This is a genomic window from Pandoraea communis, assembly GCF_902459745.1.
Lineage (GTDB): Bacteria > Pseudomonadota > Gammaproteobacteria > Burkholderiales > Burkholderiaceae > Pandoraea > Pandoraea communis.
On sequence record NZ_CABPSJ010000001.1, the window covers coordinates 706,896 to 733,280 of the forward strand.

The 26,385-nt window shown below is 62.8% G+C and carries 20 protein-coding genes, 1 pseudogene and 1 riboswitch; of the genes and pseudogenes, 8 read left to right on the forward strand and 13 right to left on the reverse strand.

Going from position 1 to position 26,385, the window contains the following annotated elements:
• Positions 1 to 3: 3 nt before the first annotated feature.
• The 3 genes from argG (at position 4) to PCO31110_RS03330 (ending at position 4,299) form a co-directional block, all read left to right on the forward strand.
• The gene (gene argG, locus PCO31110_RS03320) at positions 4 to 1,338 is read left to right on the forward strand and encodes an argininosuccinate synthase (protein ID WP_150689613.1); all 1,335 of its coding nucleotides are present in this window, start codon (positions 4 to 6) and stop codon (positions 1,336 to 1,338) included.
• A gap of 220 nt (positions 1,339 to 1,558) precedes the next feature.
• Positions 1,559 to 2,962, forward strand: coding sequence for an HdeD family acid-resistance protein (locus tag PCO31110_RS03325; RefSeq protein WP_150689614.1), 1,404 nt, complete (start codon positions 1,559 to 1,561; stop codon positions 2,960 to 2,962).
• A gap of 164 nt (positions 2,963 to 3,126) precedes the next feature.
• Positions 3,127 to 4,299 carry a lipase family protein gene (locus PCO31110_RS03330; protein WP_150689615.1) on the forward strand — a complete coding sequence of 391 codons (1,173 nt, stop codon included), beginning with the start codon at positions 3,127 to 3,129 and terminating at the stop codon, positions 4,297 to 4,299.
• A gap of 279 nt (positions 4,300 to 4,578) precedes the next feature.
• On the opposite strand, the gene PCO31110_RS26240 is transcribed toward PCO31110_RS03330, so the two are convergent.
• The 4 genes from PCO31110_RS26240 to PCO31110_RS03350 all read right to left on the reverse strand — a co-directional run bounded on the left by PCO31110_RS26240 (position 4,579) and on the right by PCO31110_RS03350 (position 8,469).
• The gene (locus PCO31110_RS26240) at positions 4,579 to 4,749 is read right to left on the reverse strand and encodes a DUF6726 family protein (RefSeq protein WP_036663866.1); all 171 of its coding nucleotides are present in this window, start codon (positions 4,747 to 4,749) and stop codon (positions 4,579 to 4,581) included.
• 226 nt (positions 4,750 to 4,975) lie between these two features.
• Positions 4,976 to 5,257, reverse strand: a complete 282-nt coding sequence (locus PCO31110_RS03340) for a DUF1653 domain-containing protein (RefSeq protein WP_010808316.1) — start codon at positions 5,255 to 5,257, stop codon at positions 4,976 to 4,978.
• 68 nt (positions 5,258 to 5,325) lie between these two features.
• Positions 5,326 to 6,117 (reverse strand): bestrophin-like domain, encoded by a 792-nt coding sequence (locus PCO31110_RS03345; RefSeq protein WP_168162936.1) that lies wholly within the window; start codon positions 6,115 to 6,117, stop codon positions 5,326 to 5,328.
• Between the two features lie 267 nt (positions 6,118 to 6,384).
• On the reverse strand, positions 6,385 to 8,469 hold the full coding sequence (locus PCO31110_RS03350; RefSeq protein WP_010808314.1) for an ATP-dependent helicase: 2,085 nt from the start codon (positions 8,467 to 8,469) through the stop codon (positions 6,385 to 6,387).
• Positions 8,470 to 8,656: 187 nt separating this feature from the next.
• Between PCO31110_RS03350 and PCO31110_RS03355 the strand changes: the two genes are divergently transcribed.
• Positions 8,657 to 9,589 carry a DUF72 domain-containing protein gene (locus tag PCO31110_RS03355; protein WP_150689616.1) on the forward strand — a complete coding sequence of 311 codons (933 nt, stop codon included), beginning with the start codon at positions 8,657 to 8,659 and terminating at the stop codon, positions 9,587 to 9,589.
• On the opposite strand, the gene PCO31110_RS03360 is transcribed toward PCO31110_RS03355, so the two are convergent.
• The 4 genes and pseudogenes from PCO31110_RS03360 to PCO31110_RS03375 form a co-directional block, all read right to left on the reverse strand.
• Positions 9,586 to 10,926, reverse strand: a complete 1,341-nt coding sequence (locus tag PCO31110_RS03360) for a voltage-gated chloride channel family protein (protein ID WP_246189707.1) — start codon at positions 10,924 to 10,926, stop codon at positions 9,586 to 9,588. The two genes, PCO31110_RS03355 and PCO31110_RS03360, sit on opposite strands and share 4 nt — an antisense overlap.
• A 132-nt stretch (positions 10,927 to 11,058) precedes the next feature.
• Positions 11,059 to 11,137, reverse strand: a riboswitch (Fluoride riboswitch).
• 198 nt (positions 11,138 to 11,335) lie between these two features.
• Positions 11,336 to 12,805 carry a catalase gene (locus PCO31110_RS03365; protein ID WP_010805495.1) on the reverse strand — a complete coding sequence of 490 codons (1,470 nt, stop codon included), beginning with the start codon at positions 12,803 to 12,805 and terminating at the stop codon, positions 11,336 to 11,338.
• A gap of 151 nt (positions 12,806 to 12,956) precedes the next feature.
• Positions 12,957 to 14,114, reverse strand: a pseudogene (locus PCO31110_RS03370) (cysteine desulfurase family protein); the annotation flags it as partial.
• Positions 14,115 to 14,344: 230 nt separating this feature from the next.
• Positions 14,345 to 15,442, reverse strand: coding sequence for a saccharopine dehydrogenase family protein (locus PCO31110_RS03375; protein ID WP_010805497.1), 1,098 nt, complete (start codon positions 15,440 to 15,442; stop codon positions 14,345 to 14,347).
• Positions 15,443 to 15,794: 352 nt separating this feature from the next.
• Here PCO31110_RS03375 and ndhC point away from each other — a divergent pair, with 352 nt between their 5' ends.
• Positions 15,795 to 16,154, forward strand: a complete 360-nt coding sequence (ndhC, locus tag PCO31110_RS03380; RefSeq protein WP_217427256.1) for an NADH-quinone oxidoreductase subunit A — start codon at positions 15,795 to 15,797, stop codon at positions 16,152 to 16,154.
• Between the two features lie 44 nt (positions 16,155 to 16,198).
• On the opposite strand, the gene PCO31110_RS03385 is transcribed toward ndhC, so the two are convergent.
• Positions 16,199 to 17,134, reverse strand: coding sequence for a LysR substrate-binding domain-containing protein (locus PCO31110_RS03385; protein ID WP_150689619.1), 936 nt, complete (start codon positions 17,132 to 17,134; stop codon positions 16,199 to 16,201).
• A 99-nt stretch (positions 17,135 to 17,233) separates the two neighbouring features.
• On the opposite strand from PCO31110_RS03385, the gene dsdA reads away from it, so the two are divergent.
• The 3 genes from dsdA to PCO31110_RS03400 are packed head-to-tail and all read left to right on the forward strand — an operon-like array spanning position 17,234 to position 21,485.
• Positions 17,234 to 18,583, forward strand: a complete 1,350-nt coding sequence (gene dsdA, locus PCO31110_RS03390) for a D-serine ammonia-lyase (RefSeq protein WP_174979292.1) — start codon at positions 17,234 to 17,236, stop codon at positions 18,581 to 18,583.
• Between the two features lie 38 nt (positions 18,584 to 18,621).
• Complete coding sequence (locus PCO31110_RS03395; protein ID WP_217427257.1) at positions 18,622 to 19,941, forward strand: MFS transporter; 1,320 nt, start codon at positions 18,622 to 18,624, stop codon at positions 19,939 to 19,941.
• 38 nt (positions 19,942 to 19,979) lie between these two features.
• Entirely contained in the window at positions 19,980 to 21,485 is a 1,506-nt protein-coding gene (locus PCO31110_RS03400; protein ID WP_150689621.1) for a M81 family metallopeptidase, read from the forward strand.
• Between the two features lie 131 nt (positions 21,486 to 21,616).
• Here PCO31110_RS03400 and glmS read toward each other — a convergent pair whose 3' ends face one another.
• From glmS to PCO31110_RS03420, 4 genes are all read right to left on the reverse strand, one after another.
• Entirely contained in the window at positions 21,617 to 23,446 is a 1,830-nt protein-coding gene (gene glmS, locus PCO31110_RS03405) for a glutamine--fructose-6-phosphate transaminase (isomerizing) (protein ID WP_150689622.1), read from the reverse strand.
• Positions 23,447 to 23,555: 109 nt separating this feature from the next.
• Positions 23,556 to 24,917, reverse strand: coding sequence for a bifunctional UDP-N-acetylglucosamine diphosphorylase/glucosamine-1-phosphate N-acetyltransferase GlmU (gene glmU, locus PCO31110_RS03410; RefSeq protein WP_010805519.1), 1,362 nt, complete (start codon positions 24,915 to 24,917; stop codon positions 23,556 to 23,558).
• A gap of 105 nt (positions 24,918 to 25,022) precedes the next feature.
• Positions 25,023 to 25,967, reverse strand: a complete 945-nt coding sequence (gene ttcA, locus PCO31110_RS03415) for a tRNA 2-thiocytidine(32) synthetase TtcA (protein ID WP_144265901.1) — start codon at positions 25,965 to 25,967, stop codon at positions 25,023 to 25,025.
• Positions 25,968 to 25,980: 13 nt separating this feature from the next.
• Positions 25,981 to 26,376: a dihydroneopterin aldolase gene (locus PCO31110_RS03420; RefSeq protein WP_010805521.1), complete on the reverse strand. Its 396-nt coding sequence runs from the start codon at positions 26,374 to 26,376 to the stop codon at positions 25,981 to 25,983.
• Positions 26,377 to 26,385 lie beyond the last annotated feature (9 nt).

Below are 26,385 nucleotides of genomic sequence, written 5' to 3' on the forward strand. Positions count from 1 at the left end.
CCGATGACCACGATTCTGCAACACATTCCCACGGGACAACGGGTCGGCATCGCCTTTTCGGGCGGTCTCGACACCAGCGCTGCGCTGCTTTGGATGCGCCAAAAAGGCGCGATTCCGTACGCCTACACGGCCAATCTGGGTCAGCCGGACGAACCGGACTACGACGAAATCCCGCGCCGCGCCATGGGGTACGGCGCCGAGAATGCCCGCCTGATCGACTGCCGCACGCAACTCGTGGCCGAAGGCATCGCCGCCCTGCAATCGGGCGCATTCCACATCTCGACCGCCGGTGTCACCTACTTCAACACCACGCCGATCGGCCGCGCCGTCACGGGCACGATGCTCGTCGCCGCGATGAAGGAAGATGGCGTCAATATCTGGGGCGATGGCAGCACGTACAAGGGCAATGACATCGAGCGCTTCTACCGCTACGGTCTCTTGACCAACCCGGGCCTGCAAATCTACAAGCCGTGGCTGGACCAGACGTTCATCGACGAACTCGGCGGCCGCAAGGAAATGTCGGAATTCCTGATCGCCAACGGCTTCGATTACAAGATGTCGGTCGAGAAGGCCTATTCGACGGACTCGAACATGCTGGGCGCGACGCACGAAGCCAAGGATCTCGAGCACCTGAATTCGGGCATCAAGATCGTGCAGCCGATCATGGGCGTGCCGTTCTGGCGCGACGATTGCGCGATCAAGGCGGAAGAAGTCACCGTGCGCTTCGAAGAGGGTCAACCGGTGGCGCTGAACGGCAAGACGTTCGCCAACGCCGTTGAACTGTTCGAAGAAGCCAACCGCATCGGCGGCCGTCACGGTCTGGGCATGAGCGATCAGATCGAGAACCGCATCATCGAAGCGAAGAGCCGCGGCATCTACGAAGCCCCGGGCCTCGCGCTGCTGTTCATCGCTTACGAGCGGCTCGTGACCGGCATTCACAACGAAGACACCATCGAGCAGTACCGCGAGAACGGCCGCCGGCTGGGCCGGTTGCTATACCAGGGCCGCTGGTTCGACCCGCAAGCCATCATGCTGCGCGAGACGGCGCAACGCTGGGTGGCGCGCGCCGTGACCGGCGAAGTGACCATCGAACTGCGTCGCGGCAACGATTACTCGCTGCTCAACACGACCTCGCCGAACCTTACCTACAAGCCCGAGCGCCTGACGATGGAAAAGGGCGACTCGGTCTTCACGCCGCTCGACCGCATCGGTCAACTCACGATGCGCACGCTCGACATCGTCGACACGCGCGAGAAGCTGATGACCTACGCCAAGGCCGGTCTGCTCACCGCATCGAGCGACGACGCCCTGCCGCAGCTCGAAGGCAAGAAGAAGTAAGTCAGCCGGCTAACGCATCGCCCCACGGGGCGCTGCGTCTGTGTTGTCTGTCACAACAGGCGGCGCGCCCCGAAAGGAGCGCGCCGCCTTTGTTTTTTGGCCTGTCACGGTTCACGCGCTAAGATAGCGTCAAATAAGCTAACTCCCAATTCCTCCCGCATTCGGGGCGCGCGCTTTCCCCGTGATCGGCGGGGTGGACGCATGCGATGGAGACCTAACGTTGGTACGTCTGATACTGCTGTTGCTTGGCGTTGATTACCTGCGCCGCCGGGCGCGCGCACTGATCTGGATCGGTGCGATCTTCTTCGCCTTCGGGCTGGCGCTCATCTTCGACGCACTCGACGGTGTGGTGCACTTCCCGCTCAAGGTGTTCGCCTGGCTGCTCCTGCTCGAAGGGTTGGCAACGCTCGCCATCGTTACCATTGGCGTAGGTGGCCAGCGCATCGTGCGCGGGCTCAAAGGAGGCGCGTTCACGGTGGCCGCGTTGCTCGTGCTGTTCTTCGACCAACGATCCGGCAACTTCTGGCTGTCGATGCTGTTCGGCACCCTGTTCCTCGCCGACGGCCTGCTGCAATGCGTGGCCGCGTATGTCGTGCGCTATCCGCGCTGGGCGTGGGCCATGGCGGGTGGGTTGCTTGAGATCGCCGTCGCGATCTTCTTCTACCAACCGTATCCGACGCATTACAAAGGCACGCTGCCGTATGCGATCGGGCTGGGACTCGCATTCACCGGCTGGAACGTGTTGGTGCTCGCGATGCGAGCGCGACGCATGCGCCGCGACTTCCGCGTCGAGCAGATTCTCGGCAGCCCGGAGGACAAGCGGCACTTGTGGGAAGAGCGTCCGCGTGCACCGCGCTGGGAAGGCCCACCGGCCGATTCCGAGCCGGCGTTGACCGTCCATGTCTGGACACCCTCGGGCTCGGCCAAGGCGCCGGCACGCCGCCACCCGGTAATCGATCGCTACATCGCCGCCGTCGACAAGAACGGCGTGATCTCGACGGGTCACGCGGCGCTGGAAAGCCATGAGGGTATATACGTGAGTCTTTACCCGGCCAAGGAAATCGACCGCTCGCCGGACCAGTTCGGGCAATTGCTGCGCGCCACGCGCGAAAACGATGTGCCGGGCGTGTTCCAGCCGGACTACGCGACGGAATCGAAGGCTTGGTGTCCGTCGACAGTCAAAGTCCGCATTCGCAACTACAGCCCCCGGCAACTGAACGCCTTTTGGCAGACGTACCAACAGAACGCCACGTATAACCTCACGCACCGCAACTGCTCGAGCAGCGTCGCCAAGGCACTCGAAGCCGCCATCGAAGGCCGGGTCGGGCGACTGCAAGACGGTGCGGACGCCGGCTGGTGGACATTCGTACGCTTGTGGCTCACGCCAGAACTATGGGTCGCGGCCCAACTGCGCAAGCGAGCCAAGACCATGGCCTGGACGCCGGGTCTGGTGCTCGATTACGCCCGCGCGGTGAGCATGCTCGTCGATCCGCGTCCGTTCGGCTGGATCACGATGTCGTCGCTCGCGCTGCGTCGCATGCGCCGGTCGCGTCGCGCGTGGCGTGAGGCCGCAGAGCAAGCCGCCGTCGCGCAAACGCAGGGCAATCAGGCGTCGCACGGCTGACGACGGGTTGAGGCCAGGTTGAGACGGGATCGTCGAGACATTCGGCAGGGGACGGTGTAACGTCACCTGTACTGGCCAGGGCAATGGCTGCCGACATGCGGACAACGCATATTCGCCGCCCGTGAGAGCTTCAGAAGCACAACCCAAGACGAGGACAGCTCAACATGTTCAACCGCCTTTGGCGCTTCGCGAGCGCCGCCCTGTTCGCCAGTCTGGTCATCGGCCGCGCCGCCCACGCGATCACGCCCGACGCCGCTCCCGCCACCATTCCTCACGGTGCCATCGTCGACCGGCAGCCACTCGAAGCGGACCATGGCTTACCCGAAGCCGGCGAACAATTCCGCATTCGTTACAGTTCCATCGACGGCGTTGGCGGCATCGAGGCCCGCGAGGACACGGGCGCAGTCTTCCTGCCCAAGGGGCCGGCACCGCGCGGCGGCTGGCCCGTGGTGGTGTGGGCGCATGGCACCGTGGGTATCGCCAGCGCGTGTGCGCCGTCGCTCAACGTGCGCAGCCAACGCGACATTCAGTACCTTGGCACCTGGCTCTCGCTCGGCTTCGCGATTGTGGCACCCGACTACGCGGGCCTCGGCTCGCAAGGGCTGCATCACTACCTGAATGCGCGCGCGGAAGCCTATAGCGTGCTCGACAGTCTGCTCGCCGCACGCAGCGTGTTCCCGTTGCAGAATCGCGTGGTCATCGTCGGGCAGTCGCAGGGGGCGCATGCGGCGTTCTCGGCGGCAGGCTATCAACCGTTGTACGCGCCGGACGTCAAAGTGATCGCGACGGTGCTCACGGGCACGCCGTACTTCAATGCCCAGACGTCCGCCGCCATGCTGTTCGCGGGCCCACCCGATCCGGGCGCGCCGGACCCGAAGATTCCCTACGCGATGTACCTGTTCCTGTCGGCGGCCGACCGTGATCCGACGTTGCAGGCAGCGCGGTACTTCTCACCGCAGGCGCTACCTGTGCTCGACGAGGCCCGCACGCTTTGCATTGACGAGTTGACCAGTCATTCCACCGCCGCAGGCCTGAACGCCGGCAACAGCCTTCAGCCGATGATCCAGACGCTGCTGAACCACCAAACGCCGTCGCTGCGCTACCCGACACTTCACATCAAGCACCCGGTGTTCATCGGTATTGGCAGCAAAGACATCGACGTGCCGGTCATCATGCAGCAAGCATTTGCGCACGACGTCGCCAAAGCGGGCACCACGACGCGCGTGTACCTATACGATGGACTCGACCACGACGCGACGCTCAATCCGTCCCTGCGCGATTCGGTGCCGTTCATCATCGAGCAAATGTCGACGAAAAGACGTGCGCACGCACAATAACTAGAGGAAGAAATCGAAATTCAGGAAGCCGGACAGACCGGGACATACGTTGCAATGGAAATAAATCATTGATTTCATGAGATTTATTTGTCGTTGCAAGTACGCAACATGTGGGGACTTACGTAAAAATACATATGGTGCATTGCAGCACGTCGTCCTATACTGAACTCGTCTCCTCCATGTCTCCTCCTGATATGGATTTAGCCCGCAGCTTGCGGGCTTTCTTTTTTTCTATGTCCGGAAACTGGCTGCCGTCCGGCCGCTTGTCACGCGGGACGATCAGTCGATGGCCGCTGCGCAAGCGTCCGTCGGCGCGGCCAGCACGCCCCCGACGCCCGGAATGATCTTCAGCCCCGCCGACGTCACCCGGCATGGCGCGGCCATCAATCCACACCCCGACACCGAAGTCACAAACGGAAGAATCGCGAACAAGGCCCACCAACGGCGCAGGTTGCGCGGCGCGGGCTTCGACGCCGATGTCGCGTCATTCGTCTCGGCGATGCGGGGATCGTGCTCGTCGGCCGCTACGGGGTACGCGCGGGAAGCGGCAATGGCCTGATGGCGCATCGGGAGGAGTGAGGTCACGGGAGCGAGATCCTGAAAATGGCGAGGTGAGGTGAATCGTGCAGTTCGGGCGGCGCCGATACCGAGCGCGCAGGCGCGCAAACACGATGGCTCACGCGGCGGGGGTGGTGTGGCCGATGTACGTGAAGCGCGGCACCGGCCCGCTCTGGGTCATCACCGGCTCGTTCCAAATGCGCAGCAGGCGGGTGCTCATGGGCAACCCTTCACGTGGATAGAGTCGCGTATAGACGACTACCGGTTCATTGGTCTCGTCGGCGCGGGCGATGCCCAGCGCGAGGTAGCAATTGCCTTTGTAGTGACGGTAGACACCTGGGCGGAACGCCTCGATTTCCGGTGTCGATTCCGCCGACGGCGCTGGCATATTCGAATACATCGTTCTCCTCTCCTGCTTACGACAACCGGAACCAATCCGGGACAAGAAACGCTCGCGAAACGCCCACGTCAGCGGGTCACCGCGATACCCACCGATTTCGCCAGTGGCGCAGGCGAGATGGCCGACACACCACGGAACGGCTCATCCAGATTGATGATCAGGGCAACCACCATCCCGATGGCACCCATATGGATCGCAATGATGAAATTTCCTTTCCACGAGCCGGGATACCGCCCATTCATCGCCATTCCCGCCAGCATGAAGAGCGAAATGACCCACCAGAACACGCCGGGTACTGTCTTCGTCGAGTTCTCGAAGCGTCCCTGCCGCGACTCCTCCAGCCGGTCGAGCAGCGTGCGGATCGAACTGGCGCTGTCTTCGTGCTTCGCGATCACGCGGCGCGTGACACCGACGAACGCCGTCAGCGCTTGCTCCGTCACCGGCGACAGGTCGGGATCGGCCGCGCCCAACGTCGCCCATTCGTCGGTGACCGCAGACTTCACGTAACTGCGCAGCAGCACGCGCGCGGCCTGCGCATCGGCATCTCCTACCGCCTTGAGTTCCCGATCCAGACGCCTCACCACTGACGCCTCGTGCAACGCCTGATCGTCGGCGCGGCCAAGGTTGCCGCGCACGTCGGTCAACACATGAGCAAGCACGAAGACGATGAACGCCAGCAGGCTGCCATGGACCACGTCGGCCACCGTGCCGCGCACTTCGGACGGGTCGGCCAGCCGATCGAACAACCAGATACGCGCAAGCCAGGCGACGACGACGGCAACCACCGCCGTGCCGAGCGCCATACAGACAAGCAACACTCCCGTCGGCAGCAACGTCAATTGGTCAACCAGCCATTGCATTTGCATCCCCTCGCATGCGTCTTTTGAAGTTTCTATGGAAACGGCATGGCGGCGATGCGCAACGCCCCGCCGCCGATGCGGCGACTATACCTGATGCGCAAAAGAGGGCAACTTCGGAAAATTTCCGTATCTGACAACGAAAAACGTGGCGAGCGTTTTCGCGGCTCAGAGGGCCTTGGCCGGCAAACACGGTCGTGAAGCCGCTACCCCATTCCTCGCCGGGATACATCGCGACCTCGGCGTAACCGCATCTGGCGTAGAACGATGTCAGGACCACGCACTGCGGAGCTTCCTTGCGACATCGATGTGGACGGTCACGTCGCCCACCGGCCCACGCGGCACATCGCCTTCGCGCGGCTTCGGTAACATTTCGTACAGCGGCAGCATCTTGTCGGAGACGAAACGGCTGCGCGTGCCATACACGTGACGATCTCCCAGACCGGTTTGCTGATGCACGTAAAACCGCTGCGGCACCACCAGTTGCAGCGATGCTTTCGCCCGCGTCATCGCCACATACAACAGCCGCCGCTCTTCCTCGATGTCCGCGTCGTCACCCGTACTCATGTCGGACGGAATGCATCCGTCGATCACGTTGAGCACATAGACCGAGTGCCACTCCTGCCCCTTCGCACTGTGGATGGTCGACAGAATCAGGTAGTCCTCATCGAGCAACGGCACGCCGGACTGCGCGCTCGTCGCGTCCGGGGGGTCGAGCGTCAATTCGGTCAGGAATGTCTCGCGAGAGCCGTACGTGCCCGCAATGCGGGCGAGCTGTTCGAGATCGGCCTGACGCACGGCGGCATCGTCGAAGCGTTGCGTGAGCATCGGCGCATACCAGCGCAACGCGAGATCGACATCGGCGGGCCAGGCAACACGTGTGTCGTGCAACGCCATGAAGACTTCCACGAACGCCTGCCAATCGGCGGCTGCCGCCGACGGCGGTTTGAAGTCCGCGAGCACCTGAGCGGGTGTGGCCGATTGCGCCATGGCGTCGAGCAGACGTGTCGCGCTCACCGGACCGATGCCCGGGATGAGTTGCGCCACCCGAAACCCCGACAGGCGGCTGGCCGGGTTGTGCGCCCAGCGCAGGATCGACAGCATGTCCTTCACATGCGCCGCCTCAAGAAACTTCAGCCCCCCGAACTTCACGAATGGGATGTTGCGGCGTGTCAGCTCCAACTCCAGCGCGGCGCTATGGCTGCCGGTACGAAACAACACCGCCTGCTGCTTCAATGGCGTGCCGGTCTCGCGCTGCGCCAGCACCTGATCGGCGACCCAGCGCGCCTGCCCCGATTCGTCGCTCACGTTGACGAGCTGCGGCAAATGCGTCGAGTGGCGATCGGTCCACAGCGCCTTCGCATAGCGCTCGCTCGACTCGGCGATCACGGCATTGGATGCATCCAGAATCGGTTGTGTCGACCGATAGTTACGCTCGAGCGTGACCACATGCGCGGGCTCGGCGAACTGTGCCGGGAAATCGAGGATATTGCGGATCGTGGCCGCGCGAAAAGCATAGATGGACTGCGCATCGTCCCCGACAACGGTCAGGCCGCGCCCATCGGGCTTCATCGCGAGCAGAATCTGCGCCTGCAAGCGGTTGGTATCCTGATACTCGTCGACGAGGACATGATCGAAGCGCTCGCCCAACTCGCGTGCGAGTTCCGGTGCACCCATCGTTTCAGCCCAGTACAGCAGCAAGTCGTCGTAGTCGAGAACGTGCTGTGCCTGCTTCGCGTCGACATAGGCGCCAAAGAGCGTTTTGAGCTGCGCCTCCCATTGCGCGCACCACGGGAAATGCTTCGCGAGTACCTCCGCGAGCGGTGCCTGACTGTTCACCACCCGCGAATAGATCGACAGGCAGGTGCCCTTGAGCGGAAAGCGCGACTGCGTGTTGGAAAAACCGAGTTCGTGACGCGCGATGCCAAGCAGATCCTCGGCATCGCTGCGGTCGTGAATAGTGAACGCTTCCGACAGACCGATGCGCGAAGCAAAGTCACGCAGCAGGCGCGCGCCGATGGCGTGAAACGTTCCGGCCCACGGCAGCGACGGCGGTTGCGACGACGCCAGCCCCAACACCTTCTGAAGCACGGCCCCCACACGCCGCTCCATTTCGCCCGCCGCGCGGCGCGAAAACGTGAGCAGCAAGATGCGATTGGGATCCGCCCCGCGCACGATCAGGTTGGCCACGCGATGGGCAAGGGTGCTGGTTTTGCCCGAACCCGCCCCGGCAATGACGAGCAACGGGCCGCCGGGCTCGCCACCGTCACCCACACCGTGGTCGACGGCCTCGCGCTGGCGTTCGTTGAGTTCGGCCCACGGATTGCGGGCGGCGGCAGTCGGCTGTTCTGACATGCGAGATCTGGGAAAACCACGGGAATGCGGACGATTGCCCGGGGTTACGCTCAAAGAGTACTGTATATTTGTACATTATAACGGCGTCGCCAATGCCCATCGAGTCCCTTTCGAATTCGAGACAATTCGAGACAATTCGCGGCTGCCTCCCCGCCAGCGCCCTATTGAAGCCCCACCGACCTGCCTCATGACGATTCGCACCGGCACCTCGTCATGGACCGATCCGACACTCATTGCTTGCGGACGGTTCTACCCGCCGGGCGTTGCTACGCCCGAGGCACGGTTGCGTCACTACGCGTCGAAGTTCGATCTGGTGGAAGTCGACAGCAGCTATTACCGTTTGCCCGATGCCGCCGTGGCATGGCGATGGACGCAACGTACGCCGCCCTCATTTCGCTTCCACATCAAGGCGTTTCGCGCGTTCACCGGCCATACGACCCCCCTCGCGGCCTTGCCCCCCGACATCGCCGACGCACTTGGCGCGAGCGGTGGGGCGAGACCAGGGCTTGTAGGCGACGTCACGCCGCACGACATCCCCACCGAACTGCGCGACGAACTCTGGCGACGCTATCTCGAAGCCGTCGAGCCGCTGCGTCAGAGCGAACAACTGACGGCGATTCACTTCCAGTTCTCGCCGCGCGTGCGCAACGACAAGGCAGGCCGGGCGCTCGTCTTCGAGACGGCACGGCGGCTGGAGGGCGAGCGGCACGCCATCGAATTCCGGCACCGCAGCTGGTTCGACACGCCATCGCGCGAAGCCGCCACGCTGGCCATGTTGCGCGAGACGGGCGCGGCGCACACCATCGTCGACAGTCCGGGAGGATTCGACAATACGGTGCCCGCCGTGTGGGCGACGACGCGCGACGATCTGTGTGTCGTGCGTTTGCATGGCCGGAATGCGGACGCGTGGAACCGGCAGGGCGTTATCGCCTCGTCCGGGCGATTCGTCTACGAATACAGCGCGAGCGAATTGATCGACATTTCGGCTCGCGTCCAACGCATTGCGGCGCTGGCCGACGACACACATGTCCTCTTCAACACGAATCACGAGGATCAGGGCATGAAAAACGCGGCGGCATTTCAGCGAACGCTGAGGGATCTGGCGCGCGGCACCGTTTAGCGGCGGCGCGTTTCCTGCGCGTCCTCCGCAGCACGGCGACCGGCCCCGAGCGACTTGCGCCATGCCGGCAGGTCGGCAAGCCGCATGCCTTCCGGCACGGCGCCATGCTTGCCGTGCCCGACGCGCTGTGCACGATAGATCCCCGTATGCCCGGAACACAGATACGCCAGCACGCACGCGATCGCCGCGTAGCCTCCGATCTGCGGGCCGAAGATCTCGATGGCCATCAACGTCGACGCAATGGGCGTGTTGGCAGCCCCGGCGAATACCGCGACAAAGCCGATGCCCGCGAGCACGGCTGCGGGCAACGTCAGCACATGCGAGAGTGCGTTGCCCAGCGTCGCGCCGATGTAGAACAACGGCGTCACCTCCCCGCCCTTGAACCCCGAGCCCAGTGTGACCACCGTGAAGAGCGCCTTGCCGAGGAAGTCGTACCAGGGCAGCGTGGTATGAAACGCGTCGACGATGGTCGGAATACCGAGACCGAGGTACTGCGGCGTGCCCAACGCCGTGGCGGCGGCCGCAACCAGCACGCCCCCGGCTACGGGCCGCAGCGGGGCATAGGCGATGCGCCGTTTCATGAAGGCAGACGTCGCGTGCGTCGCCTGCGCGAAGGCCATGCCTGTCAGTCCGCAAAGCACCCCGGCGACGGCGGCACTGAACGCGCCCGAGAGCGACATCGACGCGGTAAATAAGCCAGGTGCGATCGTGTACGCGGTGTGATGCACTCCCCAGGCACGCGTAACGGCGTCGCCAACCAGCGCCGCAACGAGACACGGCAACAGGGCGTCATAGCGCAAGCGCCCGATGGCGAGCACTTCCAGACCGAAGACAGCCCCCGCGAGCGGCGTGCCGAACACCGATGCGAACCCTGCCGCGATACCCGACATCAGCAGCACACGACGCTGTTCGCCGGACAGCCGGAAGACGTGGGTGAGTTGATCGGCCAGGGCGCCGCCCATCTGCACGGCGGTGCCTTCCCGCCCGGCGGACCCGCCAAACAGATGCGTGACGACGGTGCCAACGAGCACGAGCGGCGCCATGCGTAACGGCACGACGCGTTGCGGATCGTGAATCTCGTCGATCAGCAGATTGTTACCGGCTTCCACACTGGCACCGAGGCGCAGGTAGATCCAGCCGACCGCGAAGCCGGCCACCGGGAGCAGCCACAGCAGCCACGGGTGAATCAGCCGGGTATCGGTCGCGAGATCGAGCGCAACAAGAAATAGCGCCGAGGCGCTGCCGGCCATCACACCGACGAGCGCGGCGAGCGCACTGACATGGGCGGCACGCGGCAGTACACCGAACAGGTCACGCAACGGGGAATCGTGAAACATCTTCATGGACTCAAACATCGGGACGAACGACGTCGTCGACAAATTGCCTGAACACTGCCGGAAGGGAATCGGGATTCGAAGGGAACGAGAGAAACGCTCGTACGCATAGCCCGCAACCTCCCGGCAAGCCAGGATCTTGCAGGCATCATCAGCCCCGGGGAGGGGCGGTTTGCGAAACGAACGCCGGAGGTATGCCATCTCCGTGAAGCAGCCCTCATGCTATCAGGAAGCACGCGCACTCACAATGCGTGACATTTTTACGCCGGAATACCGAACCGGATCGGCGCGTCGTCAAGCGCAACACCGGACTCGGCGTCGACCCCGAAACCAAACCCTCTCCATACGAAAAACGGCGGGCGCGATGCCATGCATCGCGACCCGCCGCAGTCGATACCGTGGCGAAAAAAGCCTACTTCCTGGCGCGCTTCACCGCCTGCTCGATGCGCGCACCGACGTCCTTGTCGATCTGCTTCCAGTAGTCGAAGGCCCGCTCGAGCACCGGGCTACGCACCCCGGCCAGCAACGCGCCCGACACGGTCTCGACCAGACGCGTGCGCGCCGCATCGTCGAATACGTGACGTACCAGATTTCCCGGTTGCGAGAAGTCGTCGTCCTCCTTGTGCAGCGTGTAGGCACTGCGCACCATGGCGCCGTCCGACTCCCAGCCGTCCTCCGCCGGGCCAGTCTGATCGGCATACGGACGGCCGCCGCTGTTCGGCACGTAAGTCGGTGCATTGCCGCTGTGCTCGAACGCCATGTGACCATCGAACATATACGACTGCACCGGCACCTTCGGGCGATTGACCGGCAGTTGATGGAAGTTTGTCCCGATGCGATTGCGCTGCGCGTCGTTGTACGCGAAGGCGCGTCCGAGCAGCATCTTGTCGGGCGACAGGCCGATGCCCGGCACGGTATTGCCCGGCGAGAACGCTGCCTGCTCGATCTGCGCGAAGAAGTTCTCCGGATTGCGGTTGAGCGTCATCTTGCCCACCTTGATCAGCGGATAGTCCTTGTGCGACCACGTCTTCGTCAGGTCGAACGGATTGAAGCGATACTGCTTCGCGTCGGCATACGGCATGACCTGCACCCGCAAAATCCAGCTAGGATGCTCACCGCGCACGATGGCGTCGAACAGATCCCGGCGATGGAAGTCGGCGTCCTGACCGGACATCGTTGCCGCTTCGGCGTTCGAGAAGAACTCCATGCCCTGCTCGGTATGGAAGTGATACTTCACCCAGAATTTCTCGCCGCTCGCATTGATCCACAGATAAGTATGCGAACCATAGCCGTTCATATGACGCCAGGTACGCGGCAAGCCACGGTCGCCCATCAGATACGTCACCTGATGCGCCGACTCCGGATTGTTCGTCCAGAAGTCCCATTGCATGTGGTTGTCGCGCAGCCCCGAGTCCGGCAAACGTTTTTGACTGCGGATGAAGTGCGGAAACTTCATCGGGTCGCGCACGAAGAAAACCGGTGTGTTGTTGCCGACGAGATCGTAATTGCCTTCGTCGGTATAGAACTTGAGGGAGAAGCCGCGCACGTCGCGCCAGGTATCGGGGCTGCCGGATTCGCCCGCGACCGTGGAAAAGCGCGCGAGCATTTCCACCTTGGCGCCCTTCCTGAATAGCGAGGCCTTGGTATATCGGCTGACATCTTCGGTGGTTTCGAATACGCCGAAAGCGCCAGCGCCTTTCGCATGGGGCTGACGCTCGGGCACCTTCTCCCGATTGAAGTGCGCCATTTGCTCGATGAAGTGAACGTCGTGAAGCAGCAGCGGGCCGTCCGCCCCGACCGATAATGTATTTCGGTCGCTTGCCGCCGGCGCACCGGCGCCTGTCGTTGATCCGGTGTCCGAACTATCTTTCTCTTTGCTCATACTTACCTCCGATGTGAAGGTGGGTGGGGGGAGGGAGAGAATTCAAGTCAGTAATGTCGCAAGTCGCTCAAAGCATAATACAAGACTGCGACACACACCCTTCGACGTTCGGCGCGTTGAAGCGCCGAAGCAGGCGGCAAACATGATCTCAGGCGGCTAATGCCCGGCACTGACAGACAGCGCGTTCGAAGCAGGCAATCGCGAAGTCGACGCAAGCCTCGTCGGTAAAGCGACCGAGGCTCACGCGCACGGTGCGGCTCGCCGCTTCACCGTCGAGTCCGATGGCACTCAGCACATGCGAAGGCTGCCCCGAGGCCGAGTTGCAAGCCGATGTCGACGACACGGCGAGATTGCCGTTGAGCATGAACGTGTAGAAGCCGGGATGCCGGACGGTCAGGCTCAGCGTATGCGGAATGCGTTGCGCATCGGCCGCATTGTGCACCACACCGTCGAGTGCCAGCACGCCGTCGAGCAGGCGGCGGCTCAGTTGGGCAATGCGGGCGTTATCGGTCGTCATGGCCTGCATGGCCAACTCGCATGCCGTCCCCATGCCAACGATCTGATGCGTTGCCAGCGTGCCGGAGCGCAAGCCGCGTTCATGACCGCCGCCGTGCATTTGAGGCGCGATGCGCGGCATGACGTCCTTGCTCACGTACAGCGCGCCGATCCCCTTCGGCCCGTACACCTTGTGTGCCGACATCGAGAGCAGATCGATGCCCATGGCCTTCACGTCAATGGGCGTCTTGCCCAGCGCCTGTGCGGCATCGACATGCAGCAGCGCCCCTGCCGCGTGCACGACCCTGGAAATGGCCGCGACGTCGGTCAGCGTGCCGAGTTCGTTATTGACCAGCATGAGCGACACCAGTCCCGTATCGGGACGCAAGGCCGCCGCCACCGCGTTGGCCGTGATCTCGCCGGTGATCGAGGGCGTCACATACGTGACCGGCACGCCGCGCTTTTCCAGATACGCCATCGTATCGAGAATCGCCTTGTGCTCGAGCACGCTCGTCATCATGTGCGCACGCGCCTGCCCCATCTCTGCATAGCCCTTGAGCGCCAGATTGTTCGATTCAGTGGCGCCGGACGTCCACACGATCTCCGCCGCGTCGGCACCGATGAGGGCCGCGACCTGCGCGCGCGAGCGCTCCACGAGACGGCGCGCGCTCACGCCCGCCGCATGCGAACTCGACGCGGGATTGCCAAAGACGCCATCCACGCCGAGACAGTCGGACATCGCAGCAATCACAGCGGCGTCGGCGGGCGTGGTGGCTGCATAGTCGAAGTAATGGAGTGTTTCTCTCTCGCGCATGATCGGCCCCGGATAAATAAGTGCGTCGATCCTACGCGGCAGAAGTGAGAAAAGGCTTGCCGAATCACCCGCCCATGGCGGGTTTTATGGAAAATTCATCCCAACATTCGAAATAATCGGGAAATTTTTTCCATGTGTAATCAAACACCCTCACCGGCCGGGAATCGCACGGTGACTTCGCGCCCGCCGCCGGTCGCGCCGGCAAGCGACACGGCGGCGCGCTTCTTGCCTCAGGAGAGGGATTCGATACGCGTCGAATGGGCGTAGGCCTGACCGAATCGATTGGCCAGGAAGTCCGGCAAGGCAATCTGCTCCTGCCGTATGAAGCCGCGTTGCGGTAATTGGCCCGCGAAGAACATATCGACCGCCGCACAGATCGCCGATGCCGTGGTGATCTGAATCGCGCTGGCGCTGTGCCCGTTATTGCGCTCCGCGAAGATCTTCCGCGCGAAGACTTCCTGCGTGAGCACCCCGCTGCGCAGACCGCTCACGACCACGAAGATGAGCACCACGTCCTGCAAGGTGCTCGGTACGGCGCGCTTGAGCATCGTCTTGAGCGTCTCCTGATCGTCTTTCAAACGCAGTTCGTTCAACAACACCTTCATCAACGCCCCATGGCCCGGATAGCGCACCGACTTGTAGTCGAGATCGCGCACGTGCCCACTGAGGGTTTCGCACAGCGTGCCCAGCCCGCCTGAGGTGTTGAACGCTTCGTACTCCACGCCATCGAGCGAGAAGTGTTCCAGATCCTCCAGCGGCTGTACGGTCAGCCTGACGCCGTCGCGAATCGCCTCGCACGGCTGGCAATACTCGTTGATCAGCCCGTCGACGCTCCACGTCAGGTTGTATTTCAGCGAGTTGGTGGGAAACGCCGGCAACGCGCCGACGCGCATCTTCACGGAGTCGACCTGATCGAACGCTGCCGCCAGGTGATGCGCCGCGATAGCGATGAAACCCGGCGCCAGACCGCACTGAGGCATCAGTGCGGTCGATGCCCCTTCGGCGAGTTGCTGGATGGCATGGGTCGCGGCTACGTCTTCGGTCAGGTCGAAGTAGTGACAGCCAGCCGCCACAGCGGCCGTCGCAGCACTCGTCGCCATCGTGTAGGGCAGCGCATTGACGACGGCGTCGTGGCCCGATATGGCCTTCCGTAACGAGCCCGTATCGCTGCCGGTCAGTTCGACAAACGCATCCGCATATTCATGGACCACCGCAGACGCCAGCGGGTTGCGGTCGAAAACCGTCACCCGGTAGTCGCCGCTGTCATGCAGCAGGCGCGCAATGGTCTGGCCGATATGTCCTGCGCCAAGTAAAGCGATCTTTTTCATGTTTTTTCCCCGGATCAAGACGTCGAACAAGAGGGCTCGCATCACGCCGGCGTCATTCTCCCGGCATATTCGTGCAAGCACCACGACATCAATTCTAGGGAGGGTTCCCGATGAAATGTAGCGTCAATTCGTCGTAAAAACGTATTCTTTCGTCGAAATGACGATTTCCATGACGAATCATATGAACAGCGGCATGACTCGGCCAAGTACAGGAGCGCCAACGATGGGTGAGGGCTCACCGGCAGGGACACTCCCCAAAGCTGTCGTCAATGAGGAACGTTCGCCAGCGTCGAAGGCACTAACGCGCTCCGCCCGGCACGAGATTCGGTGCTGGTCTCATGAAGGAGCCCCGGTGCAACTCTCCGAATACTTCCCCGTCCTGCTGTTTCTGGTTGTCGCTCTGCTCATCGGCGCGGGCCTTCTGGTGGTCGCAAAGCCGATTCGGCCACATCGTCCGGACGCGGAGAAAAATTCCCCGTACGAGTGCGGATTCAACGCTTTCGGCGACGCCCGCAAACAGTTCGACGTGCGCTACTACCGCGTCGCTATCTTTTTCATCGTGTTCGATATCGAATTGGCGTTCACCATTCCGTGGGCCGTAGCGATTCGAGACGTGGGCTGGCCCGGCTTCCTCGCCATGATGTTCTTCCTGTTCCTTCTCGCGGTCGGCTTCGCCTACGAATGGGGCAAGAAAGCGCTGGAGTGGGAGTAGGGGTGAGGGCAGAAGTCAAAACTGAACGCGAATATCCTCTCGTCCTACTCCTGAAGCAAGCGGTGCCGCTCGATATCGAAACGATGGCACTCCCGCTTGATCCAATCGGAAAAAATCGCGGTTCGGCGGTCGTGAGGGTCACGTGAAAGCAGCACGTATCTCGCAGGCGCTTTCACCGGCTTGCCCATGATCGCGACCAGACGGCCGCTTCGAATGTCGTCGTAGACAAGCGCCGTCCGTCCCATGGCAACGCCCTGGTGACTGAGTGCCGCCGCCAGCGCAAGGCTCGACAAGTTGAACTGGGGGCCGTCGATATGGTGCGGCCCGTCGGGGCGATTCACCTGCATCCACGTTCGCCACTCGACGAATTCGGCCGCGCCGACCCACGGCGATGCGTCGTGCAGGAACACCACGCCGTCCAGCGAGGTGCCGTCCGCGAGCCCCGGATGGGCCGCCAGATACTCCGGCGTGGCGACCGCCACCAGATATTCGTCGAGCAGCACGTCGGCCCGGACTTCCGAGTATGTCGTGGGGTCGTAGCGCACGGCCACATCGATGTCTTCCACTCGCATGGACTGCCGGTCCACGCTCTGAAATTCGGCCCGCAATCGCACGGAAACGTCCGGCTCCCGCCGGTGGAACTCCGTCAGGCGCGGCATCAGCCATTGCAGCGCAAAAGACGGCAGGCAACTCACCTGAAGCGGCGCATTCGATAGCCCAAGCCTCTGCAATGTCGCCTGTATGTCACCCAACGCGCGCGTGGTGACCTCGAACAGCACCTCACCCTTGTCGGTGAGTTTCAGACTCCGCGCTTGCCGCACGAACAACCGATACCCAAGCCGCTCCTCCAAATGCCGAATCTGTTGGCTGACGGCACTTTGCGTGAGATTCAGCGACCGCGACGCCTGCGTGAAACTCAGTAATCGCGCCGCCGCTTCGAAGCACCGCAGTGCCCCGAGCATGGATGAATCCAGTTGCATATGAATTAGCCCAGCTAATGCGTTCATTAGAATCCAGCGCTATTTTTACCCGAAACCAGACGCTAGCATCGTGTCGAGTATCAGCAAATTGTGAGCAAAATGCCAATCATGTCTGCCCCCATCCAGTTCGGAACCCTATTAGCCAAGCTTCAAGCAAGGATTCCTTCACTCTGGTTGAACGACCGGCTCGGACAGCCGCTGCCCCCGACCGCCCCGTCGACGGCGCTGATCGAAGACGCTCACGCGCGCATGGCCCGCTGCGCGCCGCTTCTCGCCGAGCTTTTCCCCGAACTGAGCGACACCGGCGGACACATCGAGTCGGCGTTGATGCCCGCCGACAAACTGAAAGCCTCGCTGTCGTGCGGCAGTGCCGCCAGCGCGGGTGCATGGTTCCTCAAGCGGGACGATGCCTTGCCCGTGGCAGGTTCGATCAAGGCGCGTGGCGGGTTCCACGAAGTGCTGGCGGTCGCCGAGGAAATTGCGTTGACGCGCGGATTGATGTCGCCGGACGACGACCGCCGCCGTCTCAACACGCCGGAAGTGCGAGCCGTCTTCGCCGAATACACCGTTGCCGTGGGCAGCACGGGCAATCTCGGCCTGAGCATTGGCGTGATGGCGGCCGCGCTGGGATTCGACACTGTGGTCCACATGTCCGCCGATGCGAAAGCCTGGAAGAAAGACCGGCTGCGCAAACGGGGGGTCCGCGTGGTCGAGCACATCGGCGACTATGCGGAAGCCGTCGCCAGCGGTCGCGCTCAGGCGTTGGCACTACCGCACAGCCACTTCGTCGACGACGAGCGCTCGGACCTGCTCTTCTTCGGCTACGCCGCGAGCGCACGCTACCTCGCCGCTCAATTGCAAGACGCGGGCAGGCCAGTCGATGCGCAGCACCCGCTGTTCGTCTACCTGCCGTGCGGTGTGGGCGGTGCGCCCGGCGGCATCACCTATGGGCTGAAGGCCCTGTTCGGCCCGCACGTTCACTGCTTCTTCGTCGAACCGATCGCGTCCCCCTGCATGCTGGTGCAACTGGCCTCGCACAGCGATACACCTGTCTCCGTCTACGACATCGGCCTCGACAACAAGACCGACGCCGATGGCTTGGCCGTGGGCGAAGCCTCCCATCTGGTGGCGCCGCTCATGGCATCGCAGCTCTCCGGCGTGTTCACCGTCTCGGATGTCGCGCTTTTCCTGAACCTTCGCGTACTGAAGTCCGGTCTGGGGGTGTTGGTCGAACCGTCTGCTGCGGCAGGTGTTAGCGGCCCGCAGTGGATTAGCGATTCGCCAGAGGGCCAGGCCTACGTTCGACAGCACGGCCTGGACATGACTCGGGCGACCCACGTGATCTGGTCGACCGGTGGCTCGCTCGTGCCCCCCGAAGAACTCAAAGCATTTCACGACCATGCAGATGAACTGGCACGACGCGGGGAATCCGCCTTGCAGACCAGTTGATTCCACGAACGTCCATACCCGCCGCGGGAGTTAGGCTCATGAAACAACAGGCAACGATTACACCGGACATCGGCGCAGGCATCGAGCGCACGACATTCGAAGACGCGACTTATCGGAAGGTCGCCATGCGGTTCATCCCCTTCCTGATGCTGTGCTACGTGGTCGCCTATCTCGACCGCGTGAACATCGGCATCGCGAAGCTCAACATGCTTGCCGATCTGCAATTCAGCGAAGCGGCGTACGGGTTGGGCGCCGGGCTGTTCTTCGTCGGCTACATGCTTTTCGAAGTGCCGAGCAATCTGATCATGCATCGCGTCGGCGCACGTCTGTGGATCGCACGCATCATGATTTCCTGGGGCTTGCTCTCCGGGATCATGGCTTTCGTCAGCGCGCCGTGGCAGTTCTATGTGGTGCGCTTTCTGCTCGGCGTGGCGGAAGCCGGGTTCTACCCGGGCGTCATTCTCTTTCTGACGTACTGGTTCCCCAATCGCCGCCGCGCGAAGATGACGGCCATCTTTCAGGCAGGCATCCCGGTCGCGGGTCTTATCGGGGGCCCGCTCTCCGGCTGGATTCTCGACACCTTCCATCAAGTCGGCGGACATGCCGGCTGGCAGTGGGTGTTCGTGCTTGAAGCGCTGCCTACGATCCCGCTGGCCATCGGCGTGCTTCTGATCCTGACGGATCGCGTCAAAGACGCCAAATGGCTCACGCAAGCACAACGCGAATTGATCGCACACGATATTGCGCAGGATGACCAAGGGCGTCCGCACATGCCCATGTCGCAGATCGTGCGTGACGTGCGCATCGGCAAGATCATCCTGATGACGTTTCCCGCGATGATGGCGCTCTACACGCTGGGCTTCTACCTGCCCACGCTCATCAAGGACGCCGGTGCCGTGGGTGGTCTTCAGGTCGGGCTGCTCAGCGCCATCCCCTACTGCGTCGCTGCGATCGCGATGGTCGCCGTCGGCAGAAGCTCGGATCACCGGCGCGAACGCCGCTGGCATCTGGCCGGCATCATGCTGCTCGGCTCTGCCGGACTCGTCGCCAGTGTGTTCGCCGCACAAAATCTGACGCTCGCGATTATTTCGCTTTCGGTGGCCGCCGCTGGCATCATCAGCTTCTCGCCCATCATGTGGACGCTGCCGACGGCATTCCTCGGCGGCGCCACGGCAGCGGCATCGATCGGCGCCATCAACAGTCTGGCCAACCTGGGAGGCTTCGTCAGCCCGTACCTGATCGGCTGGATTCGCGACACCTATCACAGCACCGCCCCCGCGATCTTCATCATTGCAGGCTCGCTCGTCATCAGCGCGCTCATCGCGCTGAGCTTCGACCCGAAGACGGTGAACCGATAAGCCTAGTCAGAATGACTCAGGAGAACATGACCTTGACCATGGAACGAGCCCCTGTCCGGTTTGCCGTTGCCGGCATCATTCACGAGACCAACACCTACGCGGCCGAATTCTCCGGCATGACGCCGTTACGCGCGTTCGAGCAGTACTGGCACGACGCGATTCCCGCCGCCTTCGAGGCGTCCAACCATCAGGTTGGCGGCTTCATCGAAGGCGCGCGCCAGGCGGGTGTCACGCTCGAATACACGTTTGTGGGACAAGCCACGCCGTCGGGCACGATCGAGGCGAGCGCCTACGCGTCAATGAAGCACGAGATCCTCGAAGGCATCCGTGCGACGCTGCCAGTCGACGGCGTATTGCTGGCGCTGCATGGCGCAGGGGTTGCCCACGGCACGGAAGACGTCGAAGGCGATCTCGCCACGGCCGTCAGAGCACTCGTCGGCCCCGGCGTGCCCATCGCAGCGGTCTATGACCTGCATGGCAACTTCACGGAGGAAATGCGCAGTGCTTGCGACATCACGTTGCCCTGCAAGCTATACCCGCACACGGACTTTTTCGACCGTGGCGTAGAGGCCGTCGAGTTGTTGATACAGATCCTCGACGCACGTCTGAAACCCGTCGTTGCGATGCGACGCCTGCCGATGCTGCCCTACATCGTCACCACGCAAGACGGCTTCACGCCGGCGCTCGTCAACGACCTTTGCGCACGGCTCGCGCAGCAGGAAGGTGTGGTGGATTGCTCATGGTTCCATGGGTTCCCGTATGCGGATATTGCCGCGCCGTGCCCCACGGTCGTGTGCACGACCAACGCAGACGCGCAAAAGGCTCAGGCCCTGGCGGACGAAGTCGCCGACTGGATATGGAACCATCGTGAAGCGTTTCGCCCGTCGTTCCCGTCGCCCGCCGAAGGCGTCGCCACGGCGCTCGCTGCCGCAGTCGGCCCCATCGTCGTGAACGAATATGCCGATAACCCCGGCGGCGGCACGCCCGGCGACGGCACGCATCTCTTGCGCGCGCTGCTGTCGGCCCGTCCGGCGCCGGGAACCGCCTGCTTCGCTTCCATCAACGACGCTGCGGTGGTCGCACAAGCGCAGGCAGCGGGCGTCGGCGCCACGATTCGCGTGTCGCTGGGCGGCAAGCTGGGGCGCTATCAAGGTCAGCCCATTGAAGCCGACGCCTACGTGAAGTCGATCACCGACGGAAAGTTCGTGAACCGGCCCGGTGCCATGTTCGCGGGCGTGCGATTCGATCTGGGAACGATGTGCCGGCTCGTTATCGATGGCGTCGATGTCATCGTGGCCTCGCGCTCGGAGCAGATCTACGACATCGAGCCGTTCGCGCTTCACGGTCTCGACGTCAGCGAGCACCGGATCATTGCGTTGAAGGGGGCGAACCACTTTCGGGCCTACTACCAGCATCTGGCGAAGCAGATCATCTCGGTGGACAGCGTGGGCTTGAGTACCGCAGACATTACGTCGTTCGCACGGGAGCGTCTGCAAGGTCAATATTGGCCGCTCTCGGACGCGGCGCAGTTTCAAAGAAGCTGACGGCGAAGAGACAAGGGACGTCGATCAAATAGCGGCGTCCCGCCGGAAAATCGTCTGCCAACGAAAAAGGCCGGCTCGCGGGTAGCGAAGCCGGCCTTGTCTTGCGCAGACGCGACATGCGCCCGGGCGACTTACTCCACCGTCACCGATTTAGCGAGGTTGCGGGGCTTGTCGACATCGGTGCCGCGCGCGCACGCGGTGTGATAGGCGAGCAGTTGCAGCGGCACGACGTGCAGAATCGGCGAAAGCTGGCCGTAATACTCCGGCATGTGGATCACATGAATGCCATCGGCATTTGCAATCTCCGTGTCGGCGTCGGCAAACACGTACAACTGGCCGCCGCGCGCACGCACTTCCTGCATGTTCGATTTCAGCTTCTCGACCAGCGCGTCGCGCGGCGCGACCGTCACCACCGGCATCTCTTCCGTCACCAGCGCAAGCGGGCCGTGCTTCAATTCGCCCGCCGGATAGGCCTCGGCGTGGATGTACGAAATTTCCTTGAGCTTGAGCGCGCCTTCGAGCGCGATCGGATAGTGCAGACCGCGTCCCAGGAACAGCGCATTCTCGCGACGGGCAAACTCCTCCGCCCACGCGATGATCTGCGGCTCCAGCGCCAACACGCTGTGCAGCGCCGCGGGGAGGTGGCGCAATTGCGTCAGATAGTCGGCTTCCTGCGCCACCGTCAAACGTCCGCGCAGTTTCGCCATGGTCAGCGTCAGCAGAAACAACGCCGTCAACTGCGTCGTGAACGCCTTCGTCGACGCCACGCCGATTTCCGTGCCGGCGCGCGTCAGGTAATGCAACGCCGTCTGACGCACCATCGCACTGGTGCCCACGTTGCAGATCGCGAGCGTGTTTGTCATGCCCAGCGATTGGGCGTGCTGTAGCGCCGCCATCGTATCGGCCGTCTCGCCCGACTGCGAAATCGTGACCACCAACGTTCTCGGATTCGGCACGCTGTCGCGATAGCGGTACTCGCTTGCCACTTCCACTTGCGTGGGGATCTGCGCCAGCGATTCCAGCCAATACTTGGCCGTCATGCCCGAGTAGTAGCTCGTGCCGCACGCCAGAATCAGGATCGAGTCGACGTTGCTCAGCACCGCTTCCGCCGTCTCGCCGAAAAGCGTCGGGGAAATGCCTTCCACGCCTTCCATCGTGTCGCCGATCGCTCGCGGCTGCTCGAAGATTTCCTTCTGCATGTAGTGACGATACGGACCCAGTTCCACCGCGCCCGTGTACGCCTGCACCGTGCGAACCTCGCGCTCGACGATCTCATGGTTGCGATCCATGATCGTCACGCCCTCCAGCGTGAGTTCGACGACGTCGCCCTCCTCCAGATAGATGAACTGATCCGTCGTGCCCGCGAGCGCCAGTGCATCGGAGGCGAGGAAGTTCTCGCCCTCACCCACGCCCACGACCAGCGGCGACCCCGCACGCGCGCCAATCACCCGGTGCGGCTCCTGCTTACGGAAGACGGCGATGGCGTAGGCACCATGCAGACGGCGCGTTGCCAGACGCACAGCGTGATACAGATCGCTCGCTGCACCGTTCGTCAGAATGTGATGAATCAGGTGTGCGATAACTTCGGTGTCTGTCTGCGACACGAAGTCGTAGCCCAGGCCACGAAGCTCCTCACGCAGGCTTTCATGATTCTCGATGATGCCGTTGTGGACCAGCGCCACTTCGTCGCGCGAGAAGATCGGATGCGCATTGTTCGTGACCGGTGCGCCGTGCGTCGCCCAACGGGTGTGGGCAATGCCCGTCTCGCCGCTCAGGTGCGTTTGCGCAAGCTGCTCGTCGAGATCGGCCACACGCGACACGCTGCGCGCGCGCTGAGGCACGCCGTCCTTCAGCACGGCTACGCCGCACGAGTCATAGCCGCGGTATTCCAGACGACGCAGACCTTCCACCAACACCGGTACTACATTACGTCGCGCCACCGCGCCGACAATGCCGCACATATTCGCTTCCCTTTATGCCAGAGAGCCCTGGCTCATTCGATCGGATTCGATCCGTTTTGACTTTGCCAGCGCACGCTCCACCTCGTGCACCGGCCCATATTCCTCAATTTTACTGCTTCTGCTTGCGCGGACGGACGTAACCCATCTTCGCTTCCTGCGTCTTGCCGTTGAGCACCAGCGCGTCTTCCGGCGTGTCCTTCCACACGGTGGTTCCAGCGGCAATCGTCGTGCCGCGACGCACGGTCACCGGCGCCACGAGTTGCGTGTCCGAACCGATGAAGACGTCGTCCTCGATCACGGTGCGATGCTTGTTCGCGCCGTCGTAATTGCACGTGATGGTGCCCGCGCCGATATTCACGCGCGCTCCCACTGTCGAGTCGCCCACGTAGGCCAGATGGTTGGCCTTCGAACCCCTGGCAAGCGACGCGTTCTTCACTTCCACGAAGTTACCGATGTGCACCTCATCGGCCAGATCGGCCCCCGGGCGCAGGCGGGCATACGGCCCGATGTGCGCATCGGCGCCGACCACGGCGCCATCCAGATGACTGAACGCCTCGATGCGCGTGCCCGGACCGATGGTGCTGTTACGAATCACGCAGTTCGCACCGATGGTCGCGCCGTCGCCAATCGTCACATGGCCTTCGAATACGCAATTCACATCGATAGCGACATCGGTGCCGCACACGATCTCGCCGCGCAGGTCGAAGCGAGCCGGATCGATCAGGGTGACGCCCGCCACGAGCAATGCGCGCGCCGCGTTGCGCTGATAGTCGCGCTCCAGCTCGGCAAGCTGCACTTTGTCGTTCACACCGTTGGGCTCCCACGCGAACGCCGGTTGCGTGGTGACGACCGGCACGCCGTCGGCCACCGCGCAGGCAATCACGTCCGTCAGGTAGTACTCGCCCTGCGCATTCTGATTCTTCAAGCCGCTCAACCAGCCTTTGAGCGCACGCGTGGGTGCCACCACGATGCCGGTGTTGATCTCGCGAATGGCCAATTCGGCCTCGTTGGCGTCCTTCTGTTCAACGATGCGCAGCACGTTGCCGGCCGCGTCGCGCACGATCCGGCCGTAACCCGTCGGGTTCTCCAGATCGACGGTAAGCACGCCCAGCTTGTCGTTGCCTGCGGCGTCGAGCAACGCCTGCAACGTCTCGGGGCGCGTGAGCGGCACGTCGCCGTAAAGCACCAGCGTCGGCACCGATTCGTCGAGCAGCGGCGCTGCCTGCTGCACCGCGTGCCCCGTGCCCAACTGTTGCGCCTGCTCCGCGAAGCGCACGCCATCGCCGGCAACCGCCTCGCGCACGGCGTCGCCACCATGCCCGATCACCACGATGAGTTGGCCCGGCGTGAGCTTGCGTGCGGTCGCAATCACATGCGACAAGAGCGGCCGGCCGGCCAGCGGTTGAAGCACCTTCGGCAGCTTCGAGCGCATGCGCTTACCCATGCCGGCGGCGAGAATCACAATATTCATGGCGTCGTGACGATTCGAGAGTCGGAGTTTCGGTGTCTTGCGACCCGCCGGAGAGGTTGGCAGGGCCGCGTCAAGGAATGAACCAGCGAGCGACGAGAATCTCGCTCAGTCGTCGAATTGCGTGATACGAATGATGCCGGCGTCGTTTTCATCGCCGCACGGTGCCTCGTCGAACGCTATATCGCCGAGCGGATCAGGCTGCCCGGTTGCACGCAGATTCTTGAAGTCGTGAAGGTTCGTATCCATCAGGTGCGAGGGAATCACATTCGACAGTGCGCTGAAAATCGACTTGATGCGCCCCGGATGCTGCTTCTCCCACTGGCGGATCAGCGCCTTCATCTCGGCACGCTTCAGGTTCGGCTGGCTGCCGCACAGCGTGCACGGAATGATCGGGAATTGCTTGTACTCGGCGTAACGCTCCAGATCCGATTCGCGCACATACGCGAGCGGGCGGATCACGACGTTCTTGCCGTCGTCCGATTGCAGCTTCGGTGGCATGCCCTTGAGCTTGCCACCGTAGAACAGGTTCAGGAAGACGGTCTCGATGATGTCGTCGCGATGGTGGCCCAGCGCGACCTTGGTCGCACCGAGTTCGCCGGCCACGCGATAAAGAATGCCGCGGCGCAGGCGCGAGCACAGCGAGCAGGTCGTCTTGCCCTCAGGCACCACGCGCTTGACGATGGAATACGTATCCTGATTCTCGATGTGGAAATCCACGCCGATGGAACGGAAGTAATCGGGCAGCACATGCTCCGGGAAACCCGGCTGCTTCTGGTCGAGATTGACCGCGACGATCGAGAAGTCGATCGGGGCGCGCTCGCGCAACTTGAGCAGGATATCGAGCATGGCGTAGCTGTCCTTGCCACCGGACATGCACACCATCACACGGTCGCCTTGCTCGATCATGTTGTAGTCGCCGATGGCCTGCCCCGTCAGACGGAACAGCCGCTTCTCGAGCTTATTGTTCTCGAACGCGAGCTTCTGCGCTTTCTTCACACTGTCGGCGGCAACGTTTGCACTCGCGGCCAGTGGCGCGCCGGTCTCGGGCATGACGGCACTCATGTCAGGCATCCTTCATCTTGAAAACTTCGATGCCCACCGAGTGGCAATCGGGGTACACGTCGGGCTTCTCGGTCGACACGCCCACGGCACGCACGCGCGGATGCGCCAGCAGCGCACTCGCGACGTCGTCGCACAGGGTTTCCTGCAAATGGATGTGGCCCTGCCCCACGCGCTTGGCAATCGTCTCGCGCATGAAGTCGTAGTCGACAACCTCGTCGAGCTTGTCGGCCACGGGGGTGCTCTCGGCGAGCGGCACGAACAGTTGCACGTTGATCAGCACGCGCTGTTCGCCCCGCTTCTCGTAATCGTGCACGCCGATGTTGATGAACACCTCATAGTCGCGCAGAAACATGCGACGGCAGTCCATCAGGCGAGGGTGGGAAAGAGCGCTATGCATTTTGAAAAC

Excerpts from the sequence above, each read along its gene's own strand:
- argG (WP_150689613.1), top strand. The coding sequence starts at position 4 with ATGACCACGATTCTGCAACACATTCCCACGGGACAACGGGTCGGCATC.
- PCO31110_RS03330 (WP_150689615.1), top strand. The coding sequence starts at position 3,127 with ATGTTCAACCGCCTTTGGCGCTTCGCGAGCGCCGCCCTGTTCGCCAGT.
- PCO31110_RS03340 (WP_010808316.1), bottom strand. The coding sequence starts at position 5,257 with ATGTATTCGAATATGCCAGCGCCGTCGGCGGAATCGACACCGGAAATC.
- PCO31110_RS03345 (WP_168162936.1), bottom strand. The coding sequence starts at position 6,117 with ATGCAATGGCTGGTTGACCAATTGACGTTGCTGCCGACGGGAGTGTTG.
- PCO31110_RS03350 (WP_010808314.1), bottom strand. The coding sequence starts at position 8,469 with ATGTCAGAACAGCCGACTGCCGCCGCCCGCAATCCGTGGGCCGAACTC.
- PCO31110_RS03355 (WP_150689616.1), top strand. The coding sequence starts at position 8,657 with ATGACGATTCGCACCGGCACCTCGTCATGGACCGATCCGACACTCATT.
- PCO31110_RS03360 (WP_246189707.1), bottom strand. The coding sequence starts at position 10,926 with ATGTTTCACGATTCCCCGTTGCGTGACCTGTTCGGTGTACTGCCGCGT.
- PCO31110_RS03365 (WP_010805495.1), bottom strand. The coding sequence starts at position 12,805 with ATGAGCAAAGAGAAAGATAGTTCGGACACCGGATCAACGACAGGCGCC.
- PCO31110_RS03375 (WP_010805497.1), bottom strand. The coding sequence starts at position 15,442 with ATGAAAAAGATCGCTTTACTTGGCGCAGGACATATCGGCCAGACCATT.
- PCO31110_RS03385 (WP_150689619.1), bottom strand. The coding sequence starts at position 17,134 with ATGCAACTGGATTCATCCATGCTCGGGGCACTGCGGTGCTTCGAAGCG.
- dsdA (WP_174979292.1), top strand. The coding sequence starts at position 17,234 with ATGCCAATCATGTCTGCCCCCATCCAGTTCGGAACCCTATTAGCCAAG.
- PCO31110_RS03395 (WP_217427257.1), top strand. The coding sequence starts at position 18,622 with ATGAAACAACAGGCAACGATTACACCGGACATCGGCGCAGGCATCGAG.
- PCO31110_RS03400 (WP_150689621.1), top strand. The coding sequence starts at position 19,980 with ATGGAACGAGCCCCTGTCCGGTTTGCCGTTGCCGGCATCATTCACGAG.
- glmS (WP_150689622.1), bottom strand. The coding sequence starts at position 23,446 with ATGTGCGGCATTGTCGGCGCGGTGGCGCGACGTAATGTAGTACCGGTG.
- glmU (WP_010805519.1), bottom strand. The coding sequence starts at position 24,917 with ATGAATATTGTGATTCTCGCCGCCGGCATGGGTAAGCGCATGCGCTCG.
- ttcA (WP_144265901.1), bottom strand. The coding sequence starts at position 25,967 with ATGCCCGAGACCGGCGCGCCACTGGCCGCGAGTGCAAACGTTGCCGCC.
- PCO31110_RS03420 (WP_010805521.1), bottom strand. The coding sequence starts at position 26,376 with ATGCATAGCGCTCTTTCCCACCCTCGCCTGATGGACTGCCGTCGCATG.